Source organism: Streptomyces antnestii (assembly GCF_004005495.1).
Taxonomy (GTDB): Bacteria; Actinomycetota; Actinomycetes; order Streptomycetales; family Streptomycetaceae; genus Streptomyces; species Streptomyces antnestii.
This window is the reverse complement of record NZ_RZYA01000002.1, coordinates 479,347-503,160: the sequence shown is the minus strand read 5'-3', so window position 1 is coordinate 503,160 and position 23,814 is coordinate 479,347. Positions and strand designations below refer to the sequence as shown.

22 protein-coding genes and 1 pseudogene are annotated in these 23,814 nt (G+C 70.7%); 11 read left to right on the top strand and 12 right to left on the bottom strand.

All coding sequences use genetic code 11. The annotated features are described in order from the left end of the window. Positions 1–10: 10 nt before the first annotated feature. Positions 11–445 carry a DUF3592 domain-containing protein gene (locus EOT10_RS07020; protein ID WP_223280848.1) on the bottom strand — a complete coding sequence of 145 codons (435 nt, stop codon included), beginning with the start codon at positions 443–445 and terminating at the stop codon, positions 11–13. Between the two features lie 190 nt (positions 446–635). Here EOT10_RS07020 and EOT10_RS07015 point away from each other — a divergent pair, with 190 nt between their 5' ends. Then, entirely contained in the window at positions 636–1,301 is a 666-nt protein-coding gene (locus tag EOT10_RS07015) for a TetR/AcrR family transcriptional regulator (protein ID WP_127827162.1), read from the top strand. A 34-nt stretch (positions 1,302–1,335) separates the two neighbouring features. Here EOT10_RS07015 and EOT10_RS07010 read toward each other — a convergent pair whose 3' ends face one another. The 5 genes from EOT10_RS07010 to EOT10_RS06990 all read right to left on the bottom strand — a co-directional run bounded on the left by EOT10_RS07010 (position 1,336) and on the right by EOT10_RS06990 (position 5,207). After that, entirely contained in the window at positions 1,336–2,235 is a 900-nt protein-coding gene (locus EOT10_RS07010; RefSeq protein ID WP_223280847.1) for an MBL fold metallo-hydrolase, read from the bottom strand. A gap of 205 nt (positions 2,236–2,440) precedes the next feature. Next, positions 2,441–2,914: a carboxymuconolactone decarboxylase family protein gene (locus EOT10_RS07005; protein ID WP_127827161.1), complete on the bottom strand. Its 474-nt coding sequence runs from the start codon at positions 2,912–2,914 to the stop codon at positions 2,441–2,443. Positions 2,915–3,023: 109 nt separating this feature from the next. Then, a complete protein-coding gene (locus tag EOT10_RS07000) occupies positions 3,024–3,827 on the bottom strand; it encodes an endonuclease/exonuclease/phosphatase family protein (RefSeq protein ID WP_127827160.1) in 804 nt (267 codons plus the stop codon). A 118-nt stretch (positions 3,828–3,945) separates the two neighbouring features. Further along, complete coding sequence (locus EOT10_RS06995; protein ID WP_223280846.1) at positions 3,946–4,680, bottom strand: DinB family protein; 735 nt, start codon at positions 4,678–4,680, stop codon at positions 3,946–3,948. Between the two features lie 182 nt (positions 4,681–4,862). Beyond that, positions 4,863–5,207 (bottom strand): ArsR/SmtB family transcription factor, encoded by a 345-nt coding sequence (locus EOT10_RS06990; RefSeq protein WP_127827159.1) that lies wholly within the window; start codon positions 5,205–5,207, stop codon positions 4,863–4,865. Between the two features lie 104 nt (positions 5,208–5,311). Here EOT10_RS06990 and EOT10_RS06985 point away from each other — a divergent pair, with 104 nt between their 5' ends. Beyond that, positions 5,312–6,289, top strand: a complete 978-nt coding sequence (locus EOT10_RS06985; protein ID WP_127827158.1) for a quinone oxidoreductase family protein — start codon at positions 5,312–5,314, stop codon at positions 6,287–6,289. Positions 6,290–6,296: 7 nt separating this feature from the next. Here the strand turns inward: EOT10_RS06985 and EOT10_RS06980 are convergent, their stop codons facing one another. Together EOT10_RS06980 and EOT10_RS06975 are read right to left on the bottom strand one after the other, a co-directional pair. Further along, entirely contained in the window at positions 6,297–6,683 is a 387-nt protein-coding gene (locus EOT10_RS06980) for an ArsR/SmtB family transcription factor (protein ID WP_127827157.1), read from the bottom strand. A gap of 87 nt (positions 6,684–6,770) precedes the next feature. Next, a complete protein-coding gene (locus EOT10_RS06975; RefSeq protein ID WP_127827156.1) occupies positions 6,771–7,985 on the bottom strand; it encodes a cation:proton antiporter in 1,215 nt (404 codons plus the stop codon). 229 nt (positions 7,986–8,214) lie between these two features. On the opposite strand from EOT10_RS06975, the gene EOT10_RS06970 reads away from it, so the two are divergent. Together EOT10_RS06970 and EOT10_RS06965 are read left to right on the top strand one after the other, a co-directional pair. Then, positions 8,215–9,768, top strand: coding sequence for an acetolactate synthase large subunit (locus EOT10_RS06970; protein WP_127827155.1), 1,554 nt, complete (start codon positions 8,215–8,217; stop codon positions 9,766–9,768). A gap of 158 nt (positions 9,769–9,926) precedes the next feature. Beyond that, positions 9,927–10,448: a DUF4232 domain-containing protein gene (locus EOT10_RS06965; protein WP_189491286.1), complete on the top strand. Its 522-nt coding sequence runs from the start codon at positions 9,927–9,929 to the stop codon at positions 10,446–10,448. 23 nt (positions 10,449–10,471) lie between these two features. Here the strand turns inward: EOT10_RS06965 and EOT10_RS06960 are convergent, their stop codons facing one another. Beyond that, positions 10,472–11,131 (bottom strand): GntR family transcriptional regulator, encoded by a 660-nt coding sequence (locus tag EOT10_RS06960; protein WP_127827153.1) that lies wholly within the window; start codon positions 11,129–11,131, stop codon positions 10,472–10,474. 140 nt (positions 11,132–11,271) lie between these two features. Here EOT10_RS06960 and EOT10_RS06955 point away from each other — a divergent pair, with 140 nt between their 5' ends. From EOT10_RS06955 to purU, 5 genes and pseudogenes are all read left to right on the top strand, one after another. Further along, complete coding sequence (locus tag EOT10_RS06955) at positions 11,272–12,519, top strand: sarcosine oxidase subunit beta family protein (protein WP_127827152.1); 1,248 nt, start codon at positions 11,272–11,274, stop codon at positions 12,517–12,519. A 26-nt stretch (positions 12,520–12,545) separates the two neighbouring features. Next, positions 12,546–15,727 (top strand): annotated as a pseudogene (locus EOT10_RS06945) (sarcosine oxidase subunit delta family protein). After that, positions 15,717–16,310, top strand: coding sequence for a sarcosine oxidase subunit gamma (locus EOT10_RS06940; protein WP_127827149.1), 594 nt, complete (start codon positions 15,717–15,719; stop codon positions 16,308–16,310). Before EOT10_RS06945 ends, EOT10_RS06940 begins: the two are co-directional and overlap by 11 nt. Next, a complete protein-coding gene (locus EOT10_RS06935; protein ID WP_127827148.1) occupies positions 16,307–17,686 on the top strand; it encodes an L-serine ammonia-lyase in 1,380 nt (459 codons plus the stop codon). The genes EOT10_RS06940 and EOT10_RS06935 overlap by 4 nt, the downstream gene beginning before the upstream one ends. 10 nt (positions 17,687–17,696) lie before the next feature. Beyond that, the gene (purU, locus tag EOT10_RS06930) at positions 17,697–18,551 is read left to right on the top strand and encodes a formyltetrahydrofolate deformylase (RefSeq protein WP_127827147.1); all 855 of its coding nucleotides are present in this window, start codon (positions 17,697–17,699) and stop codon (positions 18,549–18,551) included. Positions 18,552–18,588: 37 nt separating this feature from the next. Here purU and EOT10_RS06925 read toward each other — a convergent pair whose 3' ends face one another. The 3 genes from EOT10_RS06925 to EOT10_RS06915 form a co-directional block, all read right to left on the bottom strand. After that, entirely contained in the window at positions 18,589–19,449 is an 861-nt protein-coding gene (locus tag EOT10_RS06925) for a maleylpyruvate isomerase N-terminal domain-containing protein (protein WP_127827146.1), read from the bottom strand. A gap of 267 nt (positions 19,450–19,716) precedes the next feature. Continuing rightward, positions 19,717–20,025 (bottom strand): 4a-hydroxytetrahydrobiopterin dehydratase, encoded by a 309-nt coding sequence (locus EOT10_RS06920; protein ID WP_127827145.1) that lies wholly within the window; start codon positions 20,023–20,025, stop codon positions 19,717–19,719. A 239-nt stretch (positions 20,026–20,264) separates the two neighbouring features. After that, the gene (locus EOT10_RS06915) at positions 20,265–20,642 is read right to left on the bottom strand and encodes a DUF6479 family protein (protein WP_189491283.1); all 378 of its coding nucleotides are present in this window, start codon (positions 20,640–20,642) and stop codon (positions 20,265–20,267) included. Between the two features lie 256 nt (positions 20,643–20,898). Here EOT10_RS06915 and EOT10_RS06910 point away from each other — a divergent pair, with 256 nt between their 5' ends. Further along, positions 20,899–22,248 (top strand): purine-cytosine permease family protein, encoded by a 1,350-nt coding sequence (locus EOT10_RS06910; protein ID WP_127827144.1) that lies wholly within the window; start codon positions 20,899–20,901, stop codon positions 22,246–22,248. A gap of 112 nt (positions 22,249–22,360) precedes the next feature. After that, positions 22,361–23,812 carry an amidase gene (locus EOT10_RS06905; protein ID WP_223280845.1) on the top strand — a complete coding sequence of 484 codons (1,452 nt, stop codon included), beginning with the start codon at positions 22,361–22,363 and terminating at the stop codon, positions 23,810–23,812. Positions 23,813–23,814 lie beyond the last annotated feature (2 nt).

Here is a 23,814-nt window from a genome sequence, read left to right as displayed (position 1 = left end):
CACCGTCCGACTACCGCCTCCGCATCGACATCGCGAGACCGGTCCCGATCCCCGAGAACACCAGCCCGAACGCGCTGAAGATCACCGGACCGAGCCACAGCGAGGCGAACCCGTCGATCTTCGCGTCCTGCGGGGAGTCGGCGCGGTACAGCACCTCGACCCACTCGCCCCTGTCGTACGAAGGCGGGTTGGAACCCGAGGTGCTGCGGAACGTCCGCTCCGGACCGCCTGCCGGGGTGAACGTGACGACCGGGTAGGCCATGGGCTTGTCGTCGTTCTGGTGCTTGCGGTACGAGCTGCTGCTGTGGTCGGTACGCCAGTCCAGCTCCACGACCATCCCCCGGGCGCGCTTCGCGTCGGCGACGAACGAGGCCGTCACCCACGTAAAGGTCAGCCCGATGGCCAGGAACAGCACCCCGAACCCGATGAACACCAGGGTGATCACGTTGCGGCCGCTCCACCCACGCACCCGAAACTGCACAAAAGCCCTCTCGCTCGTCCGGAGTACCTCCCGGAATTGACCGGAGTACTCGGATGTCCGGACCACCCGGAGCACCAGGGACGTTATCCCAGGCGCTTGCGGAGCCGTCCTCCGGCATCGGATCCCCGCGGAACGACTGTGCAAGGATCGGAGGATGCCCAAGAGCCCAGCCCCCCGCGTGCACGGCGATGTCAACGGCGAGTCCACCGTGCGGCGTGGCCGCCCGACAGGCGACCACGCCGCCAAGCGGGCCGAGCTGCTCAAGGCGGCGACGACCGTGATCGCACGAGACGGTTACGCCAACGCATCACTGCGCAAGGTGGCCCAGCAAGCGGGGTGCACGACGGGGGCGGTGACGTACTACTTCGCCAACAAGGAGGACCTCGTCGCCGCGTTGGCCGAGAGCCGGTTCGACCGCTACGACGCGATGCTGGAGGCCGCCCGGGCCGAGCCCGGCGTCAAGAAGCTCTTCGAGCGGTGGCTGGAGCTGACGACGGGTGATCCGGAGTTCTGGCCCGTGATGTCCCAACTGTTCGCCCACGCACGGTACGAGCCGGGTTTCGCCGCCCTCATCGAGCGCCGGTACGCGCGCTTCCGCGAGGTGTACACCTCGATCCTGGCGAGGGGCCAGGAGCAGGGCACCGTCCGCGCCGACATCCCCGCCGACCTGCTGGCCGACCAGCTCAGCGCCATGGGCGACGGCTGGATGATGATGTTCCCCTTCGAACCGGAGCGGTTCACACCGGCGCGGGTGAAGGCGCTCCTCGACGCCGCCATCACCCTGATCACCCCGGCGCCCACCACCCGCCGCGCAACCTGACCGGTCCGGCGACGGGTCGACCACCCCTTCGGCGCTACGTCGCGCGGTACCGGCCGTCGCCGACGTCCGCGACGGACCCCGACACCAGCAAGCGGTCCAGGTGTTGCCGCGCCGTCCTCCGCTCGACGGGACCCACATGTGCGCCTTCGATGTGCGGCCGGTAGACCAGCCGGTGCTCGACGATCTCCGCGACGGTCCGCGGTTCGGCGAGGAGGGAGAGGAGCACCGCGTCCCGCCGCTCGACCACACCCGCGTAGTCGTCGAGCCGTTTGCGGAACTCCGTGGCCCCCTCGATCACACCCTTCTGGTGGGACGTGCCGTACCAGCGGGCGTCGATCTCACGGCAGCGGCGCATGGACGCCTCGAAGTCCCCGAGGCTGCTGCCCAGATCGCCGTAGTAGGGGCCGAACGACGTCAGATCGATGTCCGCCACGAACAGGAAACCGTCCGGCTCGATCAGGAACCCGCAGTGGCCCGCGGTGTGACCGGGCAGGTGGACCACGGTGACGGTGCGCCCACCGAGGTCGAACACGGCACCGTCGGTGAAGCCCGTCGCGTCCGGGCGGTCGCGCACATGGAACTTGTCCCTGAACGTCCGGTCGGCCTCGCCGACGGCCTCGGGCGGGAGACCGATCCCGGCGACCATGGCCTCGCGCGACCGCAGTCCGGCGACGTCCTCTTCGTGGATGTGGACCGGAACGTCGTAGCTCCCCAGGCCCGCGACATGGTCCTCGTGCGCATGGCTCACCAGGACGACGTCCGCGTGCGGCGCCTCTTCGACCAGCGACAACGACGGATCGACGACCAGCGTGGCGTCAGCGCCGCGCACGAGCAGCGAGTTCCCGAACGGGTAGGCACCCCGCTGGGCCCCGACGAGCACGACGACCCCGCCGTATTCCTCTTCCGCGTACCTGGCGGCCCGTATCACCGTCACCCTGCACCTCCGGACACCGGCCGACTCCCTGGGGCGGACATCGTACCGAGCCCCAATTTTTCACGCAACGAGTGTTACGAGAAATATCGCGCAGGTGGCGGGCAGCCCCACCACAGAAGGCGGCCCCGGCGCCGTGACCTGCGCGCGATGCACGCGACAGCCACAACACCGGGGCGGAACCGCTCACTTCAGGCTGCGCCTGCGGTCACCCGAACTGGCCGGGCTGGTAGTCGCCCGCGGGCATCTGCAGCATGACGTTCCCGCGATTGAAGGCGTTGATGACGGTGATGACGCCCACCAGAGCTCCGAGCTGGTCCTCGTCATAGTGCTTGGCGGCGTTCTCCCACACCTCGTCCGGGACGCCGCCGGCCGCGTCGGCGATGCGCGTGGCCTGCTCGGTCAGCTCCAGCGCGGCACGCTCGGCCTCGGTGAACACGGTGGCCTCGCGCCAGGCCGCGACCAGGTTGAGGCGCTCCGCGGACTCTCCGGCGTGCACGGCGTCCTTGAAGTGCATGTCGGTGCAGAAGCCACAGCCGTTGATCTGGCTGGCCCGGAGCTTCACCAGCTCCTGCGTCGAGGCCGGCAGGGTCGAGTCCTCAAGCACCTTGCCCGCGGCGATGATGTGCTTGAAGACCTTGCCCAGGACCGGGTTGGTGAAGGGGTTGAGGCGTGCTTCCATGATGCGCTCCCATGCCGTCGACTTGCGGTTACACACCATTGACGGTCCGGCTCGACGAGTTGTGACACGACTGCTTGTGACGTGCGTCACATGGGTCCAGCGTAGTGCGTCACGGCAGACTGAGTTCGACGCGGACCGGCCGATGGTCGGAGGCGTTCGTACTCAGGACCTGCGCCTGCCGGGCCTTGATGCCCGGCGAGGTGAGCACGTAGTCGATGCGCTCGTACGGGCTCTCCGCGCTGTATGTGAACCCGTCGCCCTGCCCTGCCAGCGGCCAGGTGTCGGCCAACTGCTCGGTCAGCACGCCGACTTCCTCGGTGTCCGGCGTGGCGTTGAGGTCACCCACCAGGACGGTGGGCAGTCGCGAGTCGTCCACGATGTCGTTGATCGCCTTGACCTGCGACAGGCGCTCCGCCTGCGAGGTGTGCTCCAGGTGCGTGTTCAGGAAGCGCATCTTCTTGCCGCGCACGAGGACGTCCGCCTCCAGCAGGCCCCGCTGCTCGCCTGCCTCCGACCGTGGCAGGAGCGTGTTGTGCGCGTCCACGATCGGGTGGCGCGAGAGGACCGCCGTGCCGTACTGGCGGCGCGGGTCACCCGGCTGCGCCGGGTCCAGGTCCAGGTTCGCGCCGTAGGCGACGTGCAGGTCCAGGCGGTCGGCGAGCCACTGCGCCTGATCAATGAAGTCGCTGCGCGAGGACCAGTGCCGGTCCACCTCCTGCAGGCCGACGATGTCGGCGCCCGAGCCCCGCACCACGCCGGCGACCTTCTCCAGGTCGAGGGCCTCGTCCGGGTCCGCTCCGTGATGGATGTTGAACGTCACCACCGTGACGTCCTGACCGCGGTTCGAGGCCGGGACCGCCGAGGCCGAGACCACCGGGGCTGTTCCGACAGCCGTCAGCGCAGCCGCCACCATCAACGCACACCTACCCCAAAAACGAGACACACCCACTCCTTCACATGAACACAGAAGAACACGGGAGAGCACAGAACTGACGGATCCTCAGTGAACATATCCGCGCGCGAACAAACACTCAACGGGTGTGCTGTGTGGTGTTGTTCGAAGCTCGCCACAGGTCGCGGAGCAGCGCGATCTCGGCCATGTGGTGGATGAACTCGAGGTTGGCCCCCGCCAGTACGGCGATGAAGGGGTTGTCGGGGTCGGAGCCGTACGGGTACTGCGAGAAGCCCACGGTGTCGAGCTGCTCGTCGGTGACGGCGCCGACGCTGTCGCGCCAGCGGTCGATGAGCCGCCAGAACCGGTCGAGCGCCAAGGCGGCGGAGGGGGTGAAGTCGACCAACAGCCTGGGCTCCCGCCGCCGTTCGCCGAAGGTCCACTCCCAGCCGCCGGCGAAGTGGAAGTGGAGGTGTGCGAGGCGCCACGCGATGGTCGTCACCGGCACCTTGTCCGGCTCCGGCCGCCCGGTGTGCGCGAGGACCTGCTCGACCCGCTCGACGCTCACGCTCCAGTCGTCGGCGATCTTGGCCACGGTCATGCCGCCGGCGGCCTGCCGGGCGACCTCGGCGTACTCGCTCGCGGGGATGTCCGGGGCGCCCTGGTCGAGGACCCACTCCCCCGGCCCGAACGCCCTGGGCGTCGTCGCCTCTCCCCGGCGCCGCAGTGACCAGCAGTCAGGCACCGGCTCCCACAGGAACTCCTCGTCGCCGAGGCCGTCAAGCCGTACCTGGGCCATCTCCCGGGCATGGTCGAACTGGTCGAGCAGCAGGCCCAAACGGTCGGTCCGTGCGCTCATGGCGTTCGCGTCCATGCCTGGCTCCCCCGGGGTCGCGTCTCGTAACTCGCCATGCTCAGGCGATAGTTAACGGGCTGCGCCGACCGGACGCGACCGAATTCCCCGCCCACGCACGGCGCGTCGGCGCGCGCCCGGCACCGTCCGCTCAGTCCACGCCGTCAGTACACGCCGCCGGTCCGCACCGTCGGTCCACGCCGTCAGCCCACGTCGTCGGTTCGCAGAAGCAGGTCGAGCAGCCCGGGAAAGCGGGCTTCGAATTCCTCGCGGCGCAGCCGGTTGACCCGCTTGGCGCCCTGGTCGCGCTGTTCGACCAGGCCCGCCGCGCGCAGGACCGTGAAGTGGTGACTGAGGGCCGCCTTGCCGACGGGGACGTCGAAACTGCCGCAGCTGCGCGTCCAGTCGTCGGAGCCCGCCAGCTCGCGGACGAGCTGGATGCGCACGGGGTCGGCCAGCGCGGACAGTGCCGTCAGGAGCGGGACCTTGTCGGGATCGGTGTGTACCGGCGCGGCGCGATGACCGGCGCCCCCCACCTGATCTGTCATGTCGCTCTCCTCCGGAACCACTTGCCGAGTGTTCGATGCTCATCATACAGTTTGGGTGTTCGCTTTCCGTTGAACACTTCCCGACCTAAGGGTGCGTGACGCCGATGCGTGCAGTCGAGTTCCAGGAGTACGGCACCCCCGAGGTGCTGAAGGTGGTCGAGACCGCAACGCCCGGTCCCGGGCCGGGCCAGGTGACCATCGACGTGGCCTACGCGGGGGTGAACTTCGCGGATCTCAAGGCACGCGCCGCGGGGTACCGGGTGCCCTCGCTGCCGTTCGTCCCGGGCCTGGAGGTATCCGGCCGGATCCGGGCCCTCGGCTCGGGCGTCGAGGGGCTGGCCCCGGGACAGGAAGTCGTCGCGCTGGTCGACAGTGGCGCCTACGCGGAGGTCGTCATCGCCTCCGCCGCCACCGTTTTCCCGTTGCCCGAGGGGCTCGACCTGCGGACGGCGGCAGCGCTCCCGACGGTGGTGCCCACCGCGTACGCCCTGATTCACGACGTGGGCCGGCTGCGCAAGGGTGAGAGCGTGCTGGTGCACGGCGCCGCGGGAGGCGTCGGCACGGTGGCCGGGCAACTGGCCAGGGCGGCGGGCGCCGGCGCGGTGTACGGCGTCAGCTCCTCCGCCGCGAAGGCCGACTACGCCCGCAGGTACGGCTACGACGAGGTGTTCACGGCCGACACGTTCACCGACGACATCCTCCGCGTCACCGGCGGACGGGGCGTCGACCTGATCCTGGACCCGGTGGGCGGCGACACCCTCCGCCGCGGCCTCGGCTCCCTGGCCGTCTTCGGGCGCCTGGTGTCCTACGGCAACGCGAGCGGGGCGGAGCCGTGGCAGGTCGGCCAGTCCGACCTCGCCGAACGGGGCGTCACCGTCGCGGGCTTCTCCATCCTCGCCCTCGCCCAGTCGGCTCCCGACGCACTGCGCGCCCTCACGGAACGCGCCTTCCGCACCGTCGTCGACGGCACCGTCACCGTGCCGGTCACCGCCGAGTTCGAGCTGTCCGAGGCGTCCGCAGCGCACGAGTTGATGGGCGGACGCTCCTCAACGGGCAAGCTGCTCCTGCACATCGCCGACTGACGCCGGGTCACATCGCGTGCGTCGCTTCCGCCACGGAATCGGGGGCGTCGGGCAGGCCGAGGCGGAGGTGTTCGACGTGGAACAGGGCCTGGTCGAGGAGTTCGGCGACATGGTGGTCGTACAGGGCGTAGACGATCGAACGGCCGCGGCGTTCACCGGCGACCAGGCCCAGGTTGCGCAGCAGGCGTAGCTGGTGGGAGCAGGCGGAGGCTTCCATGCCGACGGCCTCGGCCAGGTCGCCGACGGCGCACGGCCCTTCCTGGAGCCGGGCCAGGATGTACAGCCGCGAGGGTGTGGCGAGGGCCTGGAGGGTGGCGGCGACGTCCGCGCTCCCCACGGCGTCCAGGCGTTCGCGGGTGGTGGCGGCGTTCTTGTCATCGACTCCGTGGCCCATGGCTCCTATCCTACTGATGACACTTGAAGACCTGTTCACATGTTCCCGTACGGTGGGGTTGTTGTCCTCGGACTCAACGGCCGGCGGTCACCACGACTCCGCCTCCGACGCACCCGTGAGCTGAGGCTGCTTCTTCTGCTCCCGGGCGCGTACCCCCATGCCCAGGAGGGGGAAGACGAGGACGGAGATCATCGCGGCGCCGACCAGGGCGGCTGCCTCGCCCTTGCCCAGGACGCCGTCGTCGAGCCCGATCGTCGTGATGGCGACGACCAGTGGCAGGCAGGTCGACGTGTAGAGGGACAGCGCCCTGCGGCTGAGGGGCGTGAGGTCGCGCGGAGCGAGTACGTACGCCGGCAGTCCCCGTACGACGAGGAAGAGGAGGAGGAACACGGGGAGCAGCAGCAGGTAGCGGCCGCCGTCGAGGAGCGAGGCGAGGTCGAACTCGATGCCGGTGACGATGTAGAAGAGCGGAACGAGGAAGCCGAAGCCCATCGCCTCCACCTTGGCCAGCACCTCTTCGCTGCTCTCCGGGACCGCGCCGTGCAGGACGAGCCGGGTGAGCAGTCCGGCGGCGAAGGCACCGAGGAGCACATCGAGGCCGAACGCCTGCGACAGCGCGAGCATCGACACCAGCAGCAGCATGACGAACCGCACGGCGAACTGTCCGCTTGTGTGCAGGGTGGTGCGGATGACCTGGCTGAACCAGGCGGGGCGTGGGCGCAGGGCCCAGTACAGGGCGGCCGCCGTGATCGCGGCGAAGGCCACGAGAATGACCGTGGCCGTACCGGGGGCGCGGCCGCTGAGCAGTACCGACATGGCGATGATGGGCCCGAATTCGCCGAGCGCTCCGAACGCCATCGTCACGGTGCCGAACCGCCCTTGCAGGTCGCCGTTGTCCCGCAGGATCGGCAGCACCGCGCCCACCGCCGTACTCGTCAGCGCCGTGCCGATGATGACGCTGCGGGAGAAGTCCAGTCCGGTCATGGCGAGCGCCACGCCGAGGCCCAGCAGCAGGGTGACCACCCAGGACCAGCAGGAGCGGCGCAGCGTGTCACCGCGGATGGCGGCGAACTGGATCTCGTAGCCGGCGAGGAAGATGAGCATGCACAGGCCCAGGTCCGACAGGACGTCGATCACCTGGCCCGGATGTGCCAGGCCAAGCACGTCGGGGCCGATGAGAATGCCGAGCACGATCTCGAAGATGACCAGCGGCACCCGTACCCGGCGGCCGAGGCCGTGGGCCAGCAGAGGCGCCACGACGGCCGCCGCCATGATGAGGATGAGCGTCCCTGGCTCTGCCACACCGTCCCCCCGCACCGCGCCGATCGTGATGCTTCGACGATCGGCGGCGCGGCGTCGGTGCGCACGCGAGGGCGGCCCGTACGGGTGAGCCGGGGCGTCGGACGGGCGCTCGACGGACCCTCGACACCCCATTTACCGACCGCTTAGTATCCAGCAGGCGGCCAGTCGGTCCGCCCAGGCAGTCGGCCAGTCGGTCCGCCTGGCAGGCAGCACGACAGAGAGGCAGCCCATGAACGGCGCGCAGTCGCTGATCCGTACTCTCGTCCGCAGCGGCGTCGACGTGTGCTTCGCCAATCCCGGCACGTCGGAGATGCATTTCGTCGCCGCGCTCGACTCCGTCCCCGAAATGCGGGGCGTGCTCGGCCTGTTCGAGGGTGCGGTCACCGGAGCCGCCGACGGTTACGCGCGCATCGCCGGGAAGCCGGCCGCGACCCTGCTGCATCTGGGCCCCGGCCTCGGCAACGGGCTGGCCAATCTCCACAACGCGCGCCGCGCCCACACCCCCGTCGTGAACGTCGTGGGCGACCACGCCACCCACCACAAGAAGTACGACGCTCCGCTGGAGTCCGACATCGACGCGGTGGCCGGTTCGGTGAGCGGCTGGGTGCGGCGCGGCGACCAGGTCGCCGACGTCGGTTCCGTCGCCGCCGCCGCGGTGGCCGCGTCCATGGACCCGCCGGGGCAGGTCGCGACGCTGATCCTGGCCGCCGACGCATCCTGGGACGAGGGCGGCCAGGTCGCCGAACCGCTGCCCCCGCGCACTCCCGCGGCGCCCGACCCGCAGGCGGTGGCGTCCGTCGCCGACGTCCTGCGCGGCGGCGAGCCCGTCGCGCTGCTGATCGGCGGTCAGGCCTGCCGTGAGCCAGGGCTCCTGGCGGCCAGCCGGATCGCGAACGCCACCGGTGCGCGGGCGCTCGTCGAGACCTTTCCCGCCCGCCTCGAGCGCGGCGCGGGCCTGCCCGCCCTCGACCGTCTGCGCTACCTCGCCGAGCAGGCCGCCCAACAACTCGACGGCGTCAAGCACCTGATCGTGGCCGGCACCCGCTCCCCCGTCTCGTTCTTCGCCTACCCCGGAAAGCCGAGCGACCTGGTGCCGGACGGCGCCCAGATGCACACCCTGGCCGACCCGTCGCAGGACGTGGTCGCCGCACTGGAGGCGCTGGCCGAGGAGGTGGCGCCTGACACCCTCCCGACGCTCGCCGAGCCGTCCCGCCCCGTGCTGCCGAGCGGCCCTCTCACCGCGAACAACTGGGCCGAGGTCATCGGCGCCCTGCTGCCCGACGGCGCGATCGTCTCCGACGAGGCGAACACGTCAGGCGTGGCCCTGCCCGCGGCCACGGCCGGTGCGCCCCGGCACGACGTACTGACCCTCACCGGAGGCGCGATCGGCCAGGGCATCCCGGTCGCCACCGGGGCCGCGATCGCGGCGCCCGACCGGCCGGTGGTGAACCTGGAGGCCGACGGCAGCGCGATGTACACGATCTCGGCCCTGTGGACCCAGGCCCGCGAGAATCTCGACGTCACCACCGTCATCCTCAACAACAGCGCCTACGCCGTACTGCGCGTCGAGATGCTGCGGGTCGGCGCCGACCTCTCGGGGCCCGCGGCGAAGACGCTCCTCGATCTCTCCTCCCCCGGCCTGGACTTCGCCAGGATCGCGGAAGGCATGGGTGTCCCCTCGTCACGGGCGACCACCTGCGAGGAACTCGCCGAGCAGTTCCGCCGCGCCCTCGCGGAACCCGGCCCGCACCTGATCGACGCCGTCGTCCCGCCTCACCTGTAGGCGCCGACCGGTCCCCGTCAGTGCGCGAAGTGGGTGCAGGCGAGGGCGACGGCGAGGCGGCCGGACGCCCGGGCGCCCCGACTGCAACCATCCGGGCCCCCGACTAGTCTTTACAAGTAGCCGACGAAATGCCGGAATCAGGCAACGGGGGTGTGGCCATGTTCCTCCCTTCCGAACTCTCCCGACGCGGCAAGCTCGCGACCGTCGGGGTCGCTCTGGCCCTCGCCGCGAGTGGCGCCGGCGCCGGGGTCGCCACCGGGGCCCCGCAGGCGCAGACCGTGAGCAGCACGCGCGCCTGCGGCGTCAGCGACCTCTATCTGTCCATGGGGGCCAAGGGCCTGGGCGCCGGGCAGCTGTTCTGGCCCATCAGGTTCACCAATACCAGCACCACCTCGTGCACGCTGCGCGGCTTCCCCGGCGTGAGCGTGCTCAACACCGCTCACCAGCAGATCGGTGCACCCGCGACACGCACGACGCAGCCGATCCACACCGTGACGGTCCGCCCGGCCCACACGGTCACCGCGGTCATCCACACCACGAACGGTCCCATCGGCGGCTCCTGCCGGCCGACCGGCACCTACATACAGGTCTTCCCCCCGGGCTCCTCCCACTCCGTCCTGATCCCGGCGGCGCTCCGCGTCTGCTCGAACATCTTCACCATCACTCCGGTCACCGCATAGGTGACGACAGGGCGTAGTCGTGCTCAGATGACCGCCCGGATCGCCGCCTCGAACCCTTCCACGTGGCCCGCTGCCAGGGCTGCCGCCTTGTCCGGGTCACGGTCGATGATGGCCCGCAACAGCGGTCCGTGTTCGTGGACGTGGCCCGCGAGACCCGGCAGCCGGTCGATGAAGAGGCACCAGATGCGGGTGGCCAGGTTGTCGTACCTGACCAGCGTGTCTTCCAGGTAGGGGTTGCGGGTCGCGGCGTAGATGGCGCGGTGCAGCGTCATGTCGAGCCGGATCAGGTCCGCGCCGTCCTCGGGTGTCTCGGCCAACTGCGCGAGCAGCTGGCCCAGTTCGTCGCGGTGGCGCTCGTCGGCGCGCTGGGCCGCGAGGCCCGCCGCTAGTGGCTCCAGCTGCTGGCGGACCTCTGAGATGTGTCCGAGATCGGCGATCTGCACCTCGGTGGCGAACGTTCCGCGCCGGGGGTAGGAGACGATGAGGCGTTCGTGTTCGAGGCGTTTGAGCGCCTCCCGGACCGGGGTGCGCCCGAAGCCGAGTTCGGCGGCGATCCGCTCGTCGTTGATGGGCTCGCCGGGGCGGATCCGCAGGGTCACCAGCCGTTCCGAGATGGAGCGGTAGGCCTGGTCGGCCAGCGTTCCCTGGCCCTGACCGGTGACGGTCGAAGAAGTCGAAGTCACTCCACACCCTCCCTTGACGCGGCTCGCTCCGCCCTCCTAGCGTAGCGCAACAGAAGATTGATATATCAGTCGGCTTTTAGCTCTGAGGCAGTCCTGTACCCCGTTCATCCGCAGCCCGCGGCCCAGGAGGCTGGTCAGTAATGCGCCCGATCGACAACGCCCCCGACGCGCACGAGGACGTCCTGCCCGACCATCCCGACTTCCTGTGGCGCAACCCCGACCCCAAGCCGTCCTACGACGTCGTCATCGTCGGCGGCGGCGGGCACGGTCTGGCCACCGCCTACTACCTCGCCAAGAACCACGGCATCACGAACATCGCGGTCCTGGAGAAGGGCTGGCTCGCGGGCGGCAACATGGCCCGCAACACGACGATCATCCGTTCCAACTACCTGTGGGACGAGAGCTCCGGCATCTACGAGCACTCCCTGAAGCTGTGGGAGACCCTCGAAGAGGACCTCGACTACCCCATCCTCTTCAGCCAGCGCGGCGTGCTCAACCTCGCGCACAGCCTCCAGGACGTCCGCGACAGCAAGCGCCGCGTCTACGCGAACCAGCTCAACGGCATCGACGCCGAGTGGCTGGAGCCGGAAGAGGTCGCCAAGGTCTGTCCCATCGTCAACACCTCCCAGGACGTGCGCTATCCGGTGCACGGCGCCACCTACCAGCCGCGCGCGGGCATCGCCAAGCACGACTACGTGGCCTGGGGCTTCGCCCGCCGGGCCGACGAGTACGGCATCGACCTGATCCAGGACTGCGAGGTCACGGGCCTCGACATCCGCGGCGGCCGGATCCACGGCGTACGGACCACGCGCGGTGACATCGCCGCCGGAAAGGTCGCGCTCGCGGCCGCGGGACACACCTCCGTACTGGCCTCCATGGCCGGTCTGCGCCTCCCGCTGCAGAGCCACCCGCTGCAGGCCCTGGTCTCGGAACTCCTCGAACCGGTGCACCCGACCGTGGTGATGTCCAACGCCGTGCACGTGTACGTCTCCCAGGCGCACAAGGGCGAGCTCGTGATGGGCGCCGGCATCGACAGCTACAACGGCTACGGGCAGCGCGGCGCCTTCCACATCCTGGAGCGCCAGATGGCGGCCGCCCTCGAACTCTTCCCCGTGTTCGCCCGCGCCCACATGCTGCGCACCTGGGCCGGCATCGTCGACGTCACCCCCGACGCCTCGCCCATCGTCGGCGCGACCCCCGTCGAGGGCCTCTACCTCAACTGCGGCTGGGGCACCGGCGGTTTCAAGGCCACACCGGGCGTCGGCTGGTGCTACGCGCACACCATCGCCACCGGCGAACCGCACCCGTACAACGCGCCCTTCACCCTCTCCCGCTTCACCAGCGGCGCCCTCGTCGACGAGCACGGCGCGGCCGGCGTCGCCCACTGACCGCCGTCCACGGCAAGGAGATCGACATGCAGCTCATAGCCTGCCCCTGGTGCGGTCAGCGCGAGGAAACGGAATTCCACTACGGCGGCCAGGCGCACATCGCCTACCCCGAGGACCCGTACGCGCTCGACGACGAGCAGTGGGCCCAGTACGTGTTCTTCCGCGACAACCCCAAGGGCCCCTTCGCCGAGCGCTGGGTGCACTCGGCCGGCTGCCGCCGCTGGTTCAACGCCCTGCGTGACACCGTCACCCACGAGTTCCTCGCGGTGTACACCGGCGCCACACCCCCTTCCACCACGAGCACCGCACCCGCCGCGCCGCAGCGGAAGGGTCAGGAGGCCAGCCGATGAACGCCCCCTTCCGTGCCGACGGCCACGGCCACGTCGACCGCGACATCACCCTCTCGTTCACGTTCGACGGCACCGCCTACACCGGGCACCGCGGCGACACCCTCGCCTCGGCCCTGCTCGCGAGCGGCGTGCACCACGTGGCCGACAGCATCAAGTACCGCAGGCCGCGCGGGATTCTCACGGCCGGCGTCGAAGAGCCCAACGCGCTCGTCCAGATCGAGGCGCCCTTCCCCGAGCCCATGCTCACGTCCACGACCGTCGAGCTGTACGAGGGTCTCGTGGCGCGGGGGCTCTCCGGGCAGGGCCGCCTGAGCAGCGAGCCGGACTCCGCCCGCTACGACACCGTGCACGCCCACTGCGACGTCCTGGTCGTCGGCGCAGGACCCGCCGGGCTCGCCGCGACGCTGACGGCGGCCCGCTCCGGGGCCCGGGTGATCCTCGTCGACGAACTCCCGCTCCCCGGCGGGTCGTTGCTGGGCAGCCAGGAACGTCTCGACGGCGCCCCCTCGGCCGCGTGGGTCAGCGACGTCGTGGCCGAGCTCGACACCTTGCCCGACGTGCGGGTGCTCCGGCGCACCACCGCCTTCGGCCACTACGACGACGGGCTCGTCCTGGCCCTGGAGAAGCGCACGGACCACCTCGGCGCCGCAGCTCCGGAGCACGTCTCGCGCCAGCGGATCTGGCGCATCCGCGCCCAGCAGGTCGTCTTCGCGACCGGCGCCTACGAGCGGCCGGTCGCGTTCGACGACAACGACCGGCCCGGCATCATGCTGGCCGGCTCGGCGCGCACCTACCTGAACCGCTTCGGCGTACTGCCCGGACGGCGGGCCGTCGTCTTCACCACGAACGACAGCGCCTACCCGGCCGCGCTCGAACTGGCCGACGCCGGCGTGCGGATCGCCGCCGTGGTCGACGCCCGCGAGGAGGTGCCGGCACACTGGCGCGCCGCGTGCGACGAGCGGGGCATCGACGTGCGCGCAGGCCATGTCGTCACCGGGACCAGTGGCATCGAGCGTGTCTCGCGCGCCCACGTCGCCGCCTTCGGCCAGGGACGTCCGGGCGAACGGCAGGGCATCGACTGCGACCTGCTGCTCGTCTCCGGCGGCTGGAACCCGGCCGTCGCGCTGTTCAGCCAGGCCCGCGGCGCCCTGCGCTACGACGCCGCGATCGGGGCGTTCGTGCCGGCGCAGGCCCTGGCCTGCGTCCGCACGGCCGGAGCGGCCGGCGGGAACTTCACCCTGGCCGGCTGTCTGGCCGACGGCGCCGACGCCGCCGCGCGGGCCCTGTCCGCCCTCGGCAGGACCGGCGGGCCCGTCGCCCTTCCGGCCACCGACCCCCTTCCGGACGCGGCACCCGGCCGGGTGCTGTGGCGGGTGCCGAGTCCGCGGGACGGCGCCGACGGCTCCCACCAGTTCGTCGACCTGCAGCGAGATGCACTGGTCTCCGACGTGCTGCGGGCCACCGGGGCCGGTCTTCGATCGGTGGAGCACGTCAAGCGGTACACCACGATCGGCACCGCGCACGACCAGGGCCGCACGTCCGGCGTGATGACCTCGGGCATCATCGCCGAGGCACTCGGCGTGGACGTCGCCGACATGGGAACCATGCGCCTGCGTCCGCCCGCCGTGCCTGTGCCCTTCGCCGCCTTCGCGGGCCGCAACCGCGGGGAGCTGTTCGACCCGGTCCGCGTGACCTCGCTGCACCCCTGGCATGTCGAGCACGGCGCGCTGTTCGAGGACGTCGGCCAGTGGAAGCGACCCTGGTACTACCCGCGGGCGGGCGAGACCATGGACGAGGCCGTGCTGCGCGAGTGCCGGGCGGCCCGCACCGGCGTCGCGCTGATGGACGGCTCCACACTCGGCAAGATCAACGTGCAGGGCCCGGACGCCGGCGTGCTCCTGGACCGGCTCTACACGAACATGATGAGCACCCTCAAGGTGGGCCGGGTCCGCTACGGCGTCATGTGCGGCGTCGACGGCATGGCCATCGACGACGGCACGGTGATCCGGGTGGCCGAGCAGGAGTACCTGCTCACGACGACCACCGGCAACGCGGCCAGGATCCTCGAATGGATGGAGGAGTGGCTCCAGACGGAGTGGCCCGACCTGCGCGTCCATCTCACCTCCGTCACCGAGCACTGGGCGACCATCCCCCTGGTCGGCCCCCGCTCCCGGGACGTGCTGGCCCTGGTGGCTCCCGAACTCGACGTCGACAACGAGGCGTTCCCGTTCATGTCGTGGCGGGACACACCCGTCGCCGGCATCCCCGCGCGGGTGTGCCGCATCAGCTTCTCCGGTGAACTCGCCTACGAGGTCAACGTGCCCGCGTGGGACGCCATCACCGTGTGGAAGGCCCTGATTGCGGCGGGCGACAGCTTCGGCATCACCCCGTACGGCACCGAGACCATGCACGTGCTGCGCGCCGAGAAGGCGTACCCGATCATCGGGCAGGACACCGACGGCACCGTGACGCCGCAGGACCTGGGCATGTCGTGGGTCGTGTCGAAGAAGAAGCCGGATTTCGTGGGCAAGCGGTCCTTCGCCCGCGAGGAGAACCAGCGGGGTGACCGCAAGCAGCTGGTGGGCCTGCTGCCTGCCGACGAGCGGACGCTCCTTCCGGAAGGCGCCCAGATCATCGCCACCAGCGACATTCCGGCGCCGCCCGTTCCGATGCTGGGTCATGTCACCTCCAGCTACCGCAGCGACGCCCTGCAACGGACGTTCGCCCTGGCCCTGGTGCGCTCGGGAACGCAGCGCATCGGCGAAACCCTCTACGTGCCACTGGACGGACAGACCGTCGCCGTGACCGTGACCGAACCCGTGCTCTTCGACAAGGAGGGAGCTCGCCGTGACGGTTGAGACGCCCACTCGCTTCAGCCCGCTCGCCGCCTGGCGGGACGAACTCGCGCAGCTGCCCGCCGGCCTGCGGGCGACGGAACTGCCCTTCCTGACCCAGCTCACGCTGCGGGTGCGGCCCGGCAGCCCCGCGGCCGCCGCCGTCGAGGCGACGCTCGGCATCACGCTGCCGGGTCCCTCGGGCAGCGAGATGGCGGGGGACGTCAAGGCGCTGTGGATGGGCCCGGACGAATGGCTGCTGGTAGCTCCCGAGGGCCAGCAGGACGACCTGGCAGGGAAGTTGCGGGCCGCGATCGGTGACGAGTTCGCCACCGTCACCGACGTGTCCGCGCAGCGCACCACGCTGTCCCTGTCCGGGGACCTCGTCCGCGACGTGCTCGCCCAGGGGTGTGCCATCGACCTCGATCCGCGCGTGACGCCCGTGGGTTCGTGCCTCACGACGGTCCTGGCGCAGGCCCCCGTCACCCTCGTCGTACGCGAGGAGGCGGCGTCCGCCGTCTGGCTGCTGGTCCGCTCCTCGTTCGCGACCTACCTGGCGACCTGGCTCGTCGACGCGTGCACCGAGTACCGGGGAAGCACCGCATGACCATCAGCGTCTTCGACATGTTCAAGGTCGGCATCGGGCCCTCCAGTTCCCACACGGTGGGCCCGATGCGGGCGGCGCACACCTTCGCGTACGCCCTGGAGCAGGACGGTCTGCTGGCGGAGACGAGCCACGTCCACGTCGAGCTGTTCGGCTCGCTGGGCGCCACCGGGCACGGACACGGCAGTGTGAAGGCCGTAGTCCTGGGACTCGAGGGCGAGACACCCGAACTCGTCGACCCCGCCGTCGCGCAGCCGACGATGGACCGCGTGGAGGCGACGCGGTCCCTGCGACTCCTCGGCAAGCACACGATCGCGTTCCACCTCGACGACGATGTGGTGCTGCACCGCAACAAGCGCCTCGACTTCCACTCCAACGCGATGACCTTCGAGGCCACGGCCGACGACGGGCGCCGTCTGGCGTCGCGGACGTACTACTCCGTGGGCGGCGGCTTCGTGCTGGACGAGACGGAGGCCGGCGGTCCGCAGATCGTCCCGGACAGCACACCGGTGCGCTATCCGTTCACCACCGGCGCCGAGTTGCTGGCCCACACCCGGGCCACCGGACTGCCGATCAGCTCGATCATGATGGCGAACGAGCTGGCCTGGCGCAGTGAGGACGACGTGCGCGCCGGCCTCCTGCACATCTGGTCGGTGATGCAGGAGTGCGTACGCAAGGGGTGCGGAATCGACGGGGTGCTGCCGGGCGGCCTGAAGGTGCGCCGCAGGGCGGCCGCCCTGCACCGCAAGCTCCTGACGGCGGACGCCGAGGCCGAGACCGACTCCCTGCACGCCATGGAGTGGGTGACGCTGTACGCCCTTGCGGTCAACGAGGAGAACGCGGCGGGCGGGCGGGTGGCGACCGCCCCGACGAACGGGGCGGCCGGCATCGTCCCCGCGGTCCTGCACTACTACGACCGTTTCGTGCGGGGCGCGAGCCCGGACGGCATCGTCCGCTTCCTGCTGACCGCGGCCGCGATCGGCGTGCTGTTCAAGGAGAACGCCTCGATCTCGGGCGCCGAGGTCGGCTGCCAGGGCGAGGTCGGTTCCGCGTGCTCGATGGCCGCGGCGGGCCTGGCCGAGATCCTGGGCGGAACCCCGGAACAGGTGGAGAACGCCGCCGAGATCGGCATCGAGCACAACCTCGGCCTCACCTGCGACCCGGTCGGCGGTCTGGTCCAGATCCCCTGCATCGAACGCAACGCGGTCGCCTCCCTCAAGGCGATCACCGCGGCGCGCATGGCGCTGCACGGTGACGGCACCCACCATGTCTCGCTCGACAAGGCGATCAAGACCATGCGCGAGACCGGGGCCGACATGAAGGACAAGTACAAGGAGACCGCCCGCGGCGGTCTCGCTCTCAACGTCGTCGAGTGCTGAAGGGCCCTGCATGAACAGCGAGTTCGTCCTCACCCTCAGCTGCCCCGAACGCCCCGGCATCCTCCATGCCGTGACGTCCTTCCTCCTCGGGCACGGCTGCGACATCACGGAACACCAGCAGTTCGACGACACCGAGCACGGCAGCGTCTTCCTGCGCACCAGTTTCAGCGCCCCCACCGACGGGGTCACCCTCGACGGCCTGCGGGACGAATTCGCCCCCGTGGCCGCCGGCTTCGGGATGGAGTGGCAGCTCAGGGACGCGGCGGTCAAGCCGCGCGTCCTGGTGATGGTGTCGAAGTTCGACCACTGCCTCGCGGACCTGCTCTACCGGTGGCGCAGCGACGCCCTGGACGCCGAGATCGTCCTGGTGGTCTCCAACCATCCCGACCTGGAGCCGCTGGCGGCGGCCGAGGGCGTGCCGTTCCAGCACGTCCCGGTCACGGCCGCGACCAAGCCGGAGGCGGAGGCCCTGCTTCTGGACCTGGTCGAGGAACACCGCATCGACCTCGTGGTCCTCGCCCGCTACATGCAGGTGCTCTCCGACGACCTGTGCAAGCAGTTGGAGGGGCGGGCCATCAACATCCACCACTCCTTCCTGCCGAGCTTCGCCGGAGCCAAGCCGTACCACCAGGCCCACCGGCGCGGGGTGAAGCTGGTCGGCGCGACCGCCCACTACGTCACCGCCGACCTGGACGAGGGTCCGATCATCGAGCAGGAGATCATCCGCGTCGACCACCGCGCGGGACCCGAACGCCTCGTCACCGTCGGCCGCGACGCCGAACGCCTGGCACTGGCCCGCGCCGTCAACTGGCACTGCCAGGGCCGGATCCTGCTGCACGGCAACCGGACCGTGGTCTTCAGCTGAGGCCGAGAGCGTCCCGGAGCCCCCGCGTCCTGAGTGATCAGGGTGTGGCCATGAGTGCGCCGAGCCGTGTGGCGAGCCACGGCCGGCGCCCTCCGGCCCTCATCCGGCCCCGGGCGATCGGCTTCCACATCGGTGTGCGCCGGAAGGCGACCAACAGGAACGCGGTCGGGTCCACCATGATCCTGCAGTCGTAGGCGCGCGGCGGGGCGTCGCGGGTCACGGTCATCGTCCCGTCGTCGACGACGACCGCGAGCCGTGGACCGCCCCTGACCGCGAGGTCGAACGCGACGCTGACGCCCCGCGCCTTCTCCGTGTCGAGGGCGAGGGGCATCATCGTCGGCATCGACTGCCCGATGACCAGGCGTGCCTCGTCCGGGCCGATCGCCCAGGGAAGTCCGGCGCCGCGCGCGATGTCCAGGCCGTGCACCAGACTCTCGCTGAGCATGAGGCCGGTCGCGGCCGCCAGCGGGATCGTCCGCCCCGGCCCGTACCAGGGCGCGGCCACCGGGGTGTCCGGCGCGACGCCCTCGGTGGCCCGCAGGTACGCCTCGGCCCGCTCGGTGAGGAAGTCACCGAGCCGGGCGCGCTCCTGACCGCCGAACAGACGGATGGACTCGGCGTTCACAGCCCTGAGGCGCTCGGCGAGCGGCCCGTCGCCCGGCGGCAGGACACTGTCCCAGTCGACAGCCTCCTCGAGGGAGACTGCTGAGCAGTACGCGAGATACACGGCCGCGAGGTGCGCTCCGACGTCGCCCACGGACCACACCGGGACGCCCGAGGCCGCGTCCTGGTCGGGTACTTCGCGCAGCAGCCGGACCAGTCGCGGGACGACGGCGCCCAGCGCGGCGCGGGTCCTCTCGTGCTCGGCGGCGCGATCGAATCTCGTGACGGAACCCATGCCACTCCCCCATAGTGCGGACGGGGCCCGCACCTTACCGCCGGGTAGCCGGGTTGGGTAGTACACGACGCGTGCGCGCAGGGGCCTCGATCGCCGACCGTCGAGGTCCCTGCGCGCACGCATGCGGAATATACGTAGGCACTACACGGGAACTCGAGGGGCGCGGACCGTTCTTACCCGAATCTCACAGATTGCCGCCCGTTGTGGCGAGCGGTGAGGGCCGGCGGCGCACCGGCCCTCGCCTCGCGTCCCATTCTCCAGCGACGCCTACGCGTAGCCCCGTACGTGTGAGCCCGCCGCCCTCTCGATGCGGTGGGCCAGTTCCAGGTCCGTGTCCGTGAGACCGCCGTCGGAGCGGATGACGAAGCTCACCTGGTTGCCCCGGATGTGGACTTCGGGGTGCCGGTCGAGCGTCTTGACGTGGTAGACGATGTCGTGGACGACGTTGACGGCCGTGGAGAAGTCGTACACCTCGATGCTGCGGCGCAGGACGTCGCCCGTCCGGTGCCAGTCCGCCATGTCTGCGCCGGACATTCGCTGTTCGATCTGGGACTCGTCGAGTCGGGTTGCCACCATGCCTCTCCTCCAGGTGTGGTCACCACGTGACTGGTGTCCTCCCCACGTGTACCGTGCCGCCACGAAACGGCCGAGGAGCGGGCCGACCCGCCTCCGATCCCCGAAGTCGGCGTATCTGCTCGGGCGGCTCACCGCCTCCTTCCTCCGCTGCTGATGACCTGCCGTGCCGCCTCCGGGTTCCCCGCGGCACCGCTTCGACACCCCACGTGAGACCTGCGCGCCGAACGGCGCCTCCCCTTCTATGTCCTGCCCGGTCCGCCGCTGCCGAAGCCGCCGCTCGAGCCGGGACGCCAGTGCCGTGGCTCCTGGTTCTCACTGCGTTTGCTTCCCGAGTGATGGAGCTCGTACGGGTACATCCGTTCGCTCTCGTTCGTGGCTACCGGCATCTCGTCCGGGTCGCGCATCTCCCGTTCCTCACGGACGGGACCGGTGTCGGGGAGTCTGGGCTGCTCCTCCGGGCTGGGCGTCGGCAGCTCTTCCCGTCGCACCCTGATGCCGCCGCGCACTATCCAGATCAGCGCTCCGGCGATCACCATTCCGCCGGCGAAGGCGCCGATCGCCGACAGGAGCGTGTTGGCCGAGGCCAGCTCGTACATTCCAGTCTGCGCTGTGATCATGGCTGCCGAGTACCCGGGGCAAAGCACCCTAATCCGCGGCGAACCCCTCTCCGTAAAGAACTCATTACGGTATACCAAACTCTTGACGGCGGCCTGACGCACCCACAGTATTTGGTATGCCATAGCGCGGAACGGCGACGTCAAGGGCACAGTGCATCCGGCCGGTGCACAGCCATCCGCCCTGCTCGGACCGGTCCCGCACGCGTGCACGCTCCCCCCCATGTCCTCAGGTTCCATTTGCCAGCACGGAGGCGTCATGACCACAGCGCACCGCCCCGCAGCACCCGCAAAGCCCGAAGGAAGCAACCCCCACCACTCCTCCCACGCGGAGGAGTACGAGCACGAACCCGTCCCCGCGTCGGCCCGGCGCAGCCTGATGTCCGTGGCAGCCACCTGGTTCGGCTTCCCGATGAACCTGGGCAGCGCGGTCTTCGGCGGAGTCATCGTCTACAACCTCGGCCTGGCCAAGGGCTCCCTCGCCATCCTGGTCGGCAACCTGGTGCTCTTCTGCTACGTGGGTGCGCTCAGCCACCACGCGGGCAGCACCGGCAAGAACTTCGCCCTCCTGACCGCCGACACCTTCGGCAGCCGCGGCCGCAACCTGCCCGCCGGACTGCTCGCCACCGTCGTCATCGGCTGGTTCTCCTTCCAGGTCGGCCTCACCGGCACCACCCTCAGTGGCTCCCTCGGCTGGTCGGCCCTGGGCGGCGCGGCCGTCGGCGGCGTCCTGTACACGCTCCTGACCATGGCCGGGATCCGCGCGCTCTCCCTCATCGGGATGATCGCCACGCCCCTGTTCCTCGTACTGACCGTGGTGGCACTGGCCTACGGCCTGGACGCGCACACCACCCTGGGCGACACCATCGGATACCAGGGTGCGGGCACCGCCCTCGGCTTCGGCGGCGCCGTCGCCATCATCATCGCCGGATTCGCCGACTCGGGCACCATGACGGCCGACTTCACCCGCTGGTCCAAGGACGGCCGTTCCGCGGTCCTCGCCACGCTCACCGCCTTCCCCTTCGCCAACTTCCTCGCCAACGGGGCCGGCGGCCTGATCGTGGCCGTGGGCGCCACGGCCAACCCCGCCAAGGACGGCGGCGGCTTCCTCAATCTGCTCACCGGCCACAGCACCCTGCTCACCGGCATCGCGATCATCTTCGTCTTCGTCAACCTGGGCTCCGTGGCCTCCCACTGTCTCTACAACGGTGCCGTCGGCTGGTCGGCCCTCACCCCGCTCCGGATGCGCTCCCTCACCGTCATCCTCGGAACGGTCGGCGTGGCCTTCGCCCTGAGCGGCGTGTGGGGCTACTTCCTCAACTGGCTCAACCTGCTGGGCGTGTTCGTCCCGCCGATCGGCGCGGTGCTGATCACCGACCGTCTGCTGAAGGCCCGTACGGGCGACCGCCCCGCCGGGGCGTTCCGCGTCACCGCGCTCGCGTCCTGGGCGGCCGGAGCCGCCGCGGCGGGCCTCGCGCACTACACGCTGCCCGAGCTCGTGGACCCGGTGATCGGCATGATCACGGCGGCTGTGGTGTACGCGGCCGCCGAGACGGTCATGCGGCGCCGGCCCACCGCCGGACGGCCCGACCCCGCGCTGTCCGCGTAGCACCCGAAGCGCGGCCGCCGTCCCGGTAGCGCCGGCGCCGCACCCGCCCGTACGACGGGCCGGTGCGGCGCCTCTCCTGCACCAACTCGCCCCCTTCAGAAGGAGTAACGACGTGAACGCCGCGGAACGCGACGAGATCTGCGCCCTGACCGCCACCGAGACGGCCGCCGGAGTGCGTGCCGGTGAACTCTCCCCCGTCGAGGTGACCGACGCGGTCCTGGCGCGCATCGAGGCCGTCGACCCGCACCTGCACGCCTTCTGCACCGTCGTCCCCGAACAGGCTCGCGCCCAGGCCCGCCGCGTGGCCGACGACGTGGCCGCCGGACGAGATCCCGGCCCGCTCGCCGGAGTTCCGATGGGGATCAAGGACCTGATCTCCACCCAGGGCATCCGCACGACCTCCGGTTCCCCCGCCTACCGCGACTTCGTGCCCGACGAGGACGACATCGTCGTCGAGCGTGCCGTCGCCGCGGGCGCGGTGGTGCTCGGCAAGACCAACGCCTCCGAGTTCGGCTTCGGCCCGGTGGGCCAGAACCCGCTCTTCCCCACGACCCGCAACCCCTGGAACACCGGCCTCACGCCGGGCGGTTCCAGTGCCGGTTCCGCGGCCGCGGTCGCCGCCGGGCTCGGCCCGCTCGCCCTCGGCAGCGACGGGGGCGGCTCGATCCGCATCCCCGCGGCGCTGTGCGGCCTGTTCGGCTTCAAGGCGTCGATGGGGCGCGTGCCGGTCTACCCGGGCTGCCGCGACGACCGCTACCCCGGCGTCTCCGGCTGGGAGTCGATCGAGCACATCGGCCCGCTGTCCCGCACCGTCGCCGACGCGGCCCTCGCCCTGTCCGTGCTCGCCGGGCCCGACCCGCGCGACCGGCACTCCGTCCCCGGTGGCGATGTCGACTGGACGCGCCGCCGCCCGGTCTCCGAACTCCGCGTCGCCTACAGCCCCGACCTGGGACGCATCGCCGTCGATCCCGAGGTACGCCGCGTCACGGACGCCGCCGTGTCCGTCCTCGAGCGCGACCTGGGCGCCAAGGTGGAGCAGCCGGACCTCCGACTCCCCCACTTCGAGGACACGTTCGGCGCGATCATCGCCGCGGACACCGACCTCACGGGCCTGCGCGCCCTCGCCGACCGGTACGGCGACGAGATGTCACCGCGCCTGCTCGAATTCGTCCGCACCCCGTGGACCGCGGAGCAGCTGACCGACGCGAACATCATGCGCAAGCGGGTCGTCAACCGGCTCGCCCGCCTGCTGGCCGACTACGACCTGATCGTCACCCCGACCACGTCCTCCGCCGCCTTCCCGGTCGGGTTCCACGGGCCCGAGGTCATCGACGGCCGCATGGTCGGCGCCGACCACTGGACGTCGTTCACGCCCCTCGCCAACCTCGCCGGCCTCCCCGCCGCGAACGTGCCGGCCGGCTGGACCGCGGACGGGCGCCCCGTCGGACTCCACCTCATCGGCCGCCATCTCGCCGACGACCTGCTGCTTGACGCCTGTGCGGCCTACGAGGAAGCGGCGCCGTGGTCCCACCGCAGGCCGCCTCTGCCGGGCGTCCAGGAGTAAGT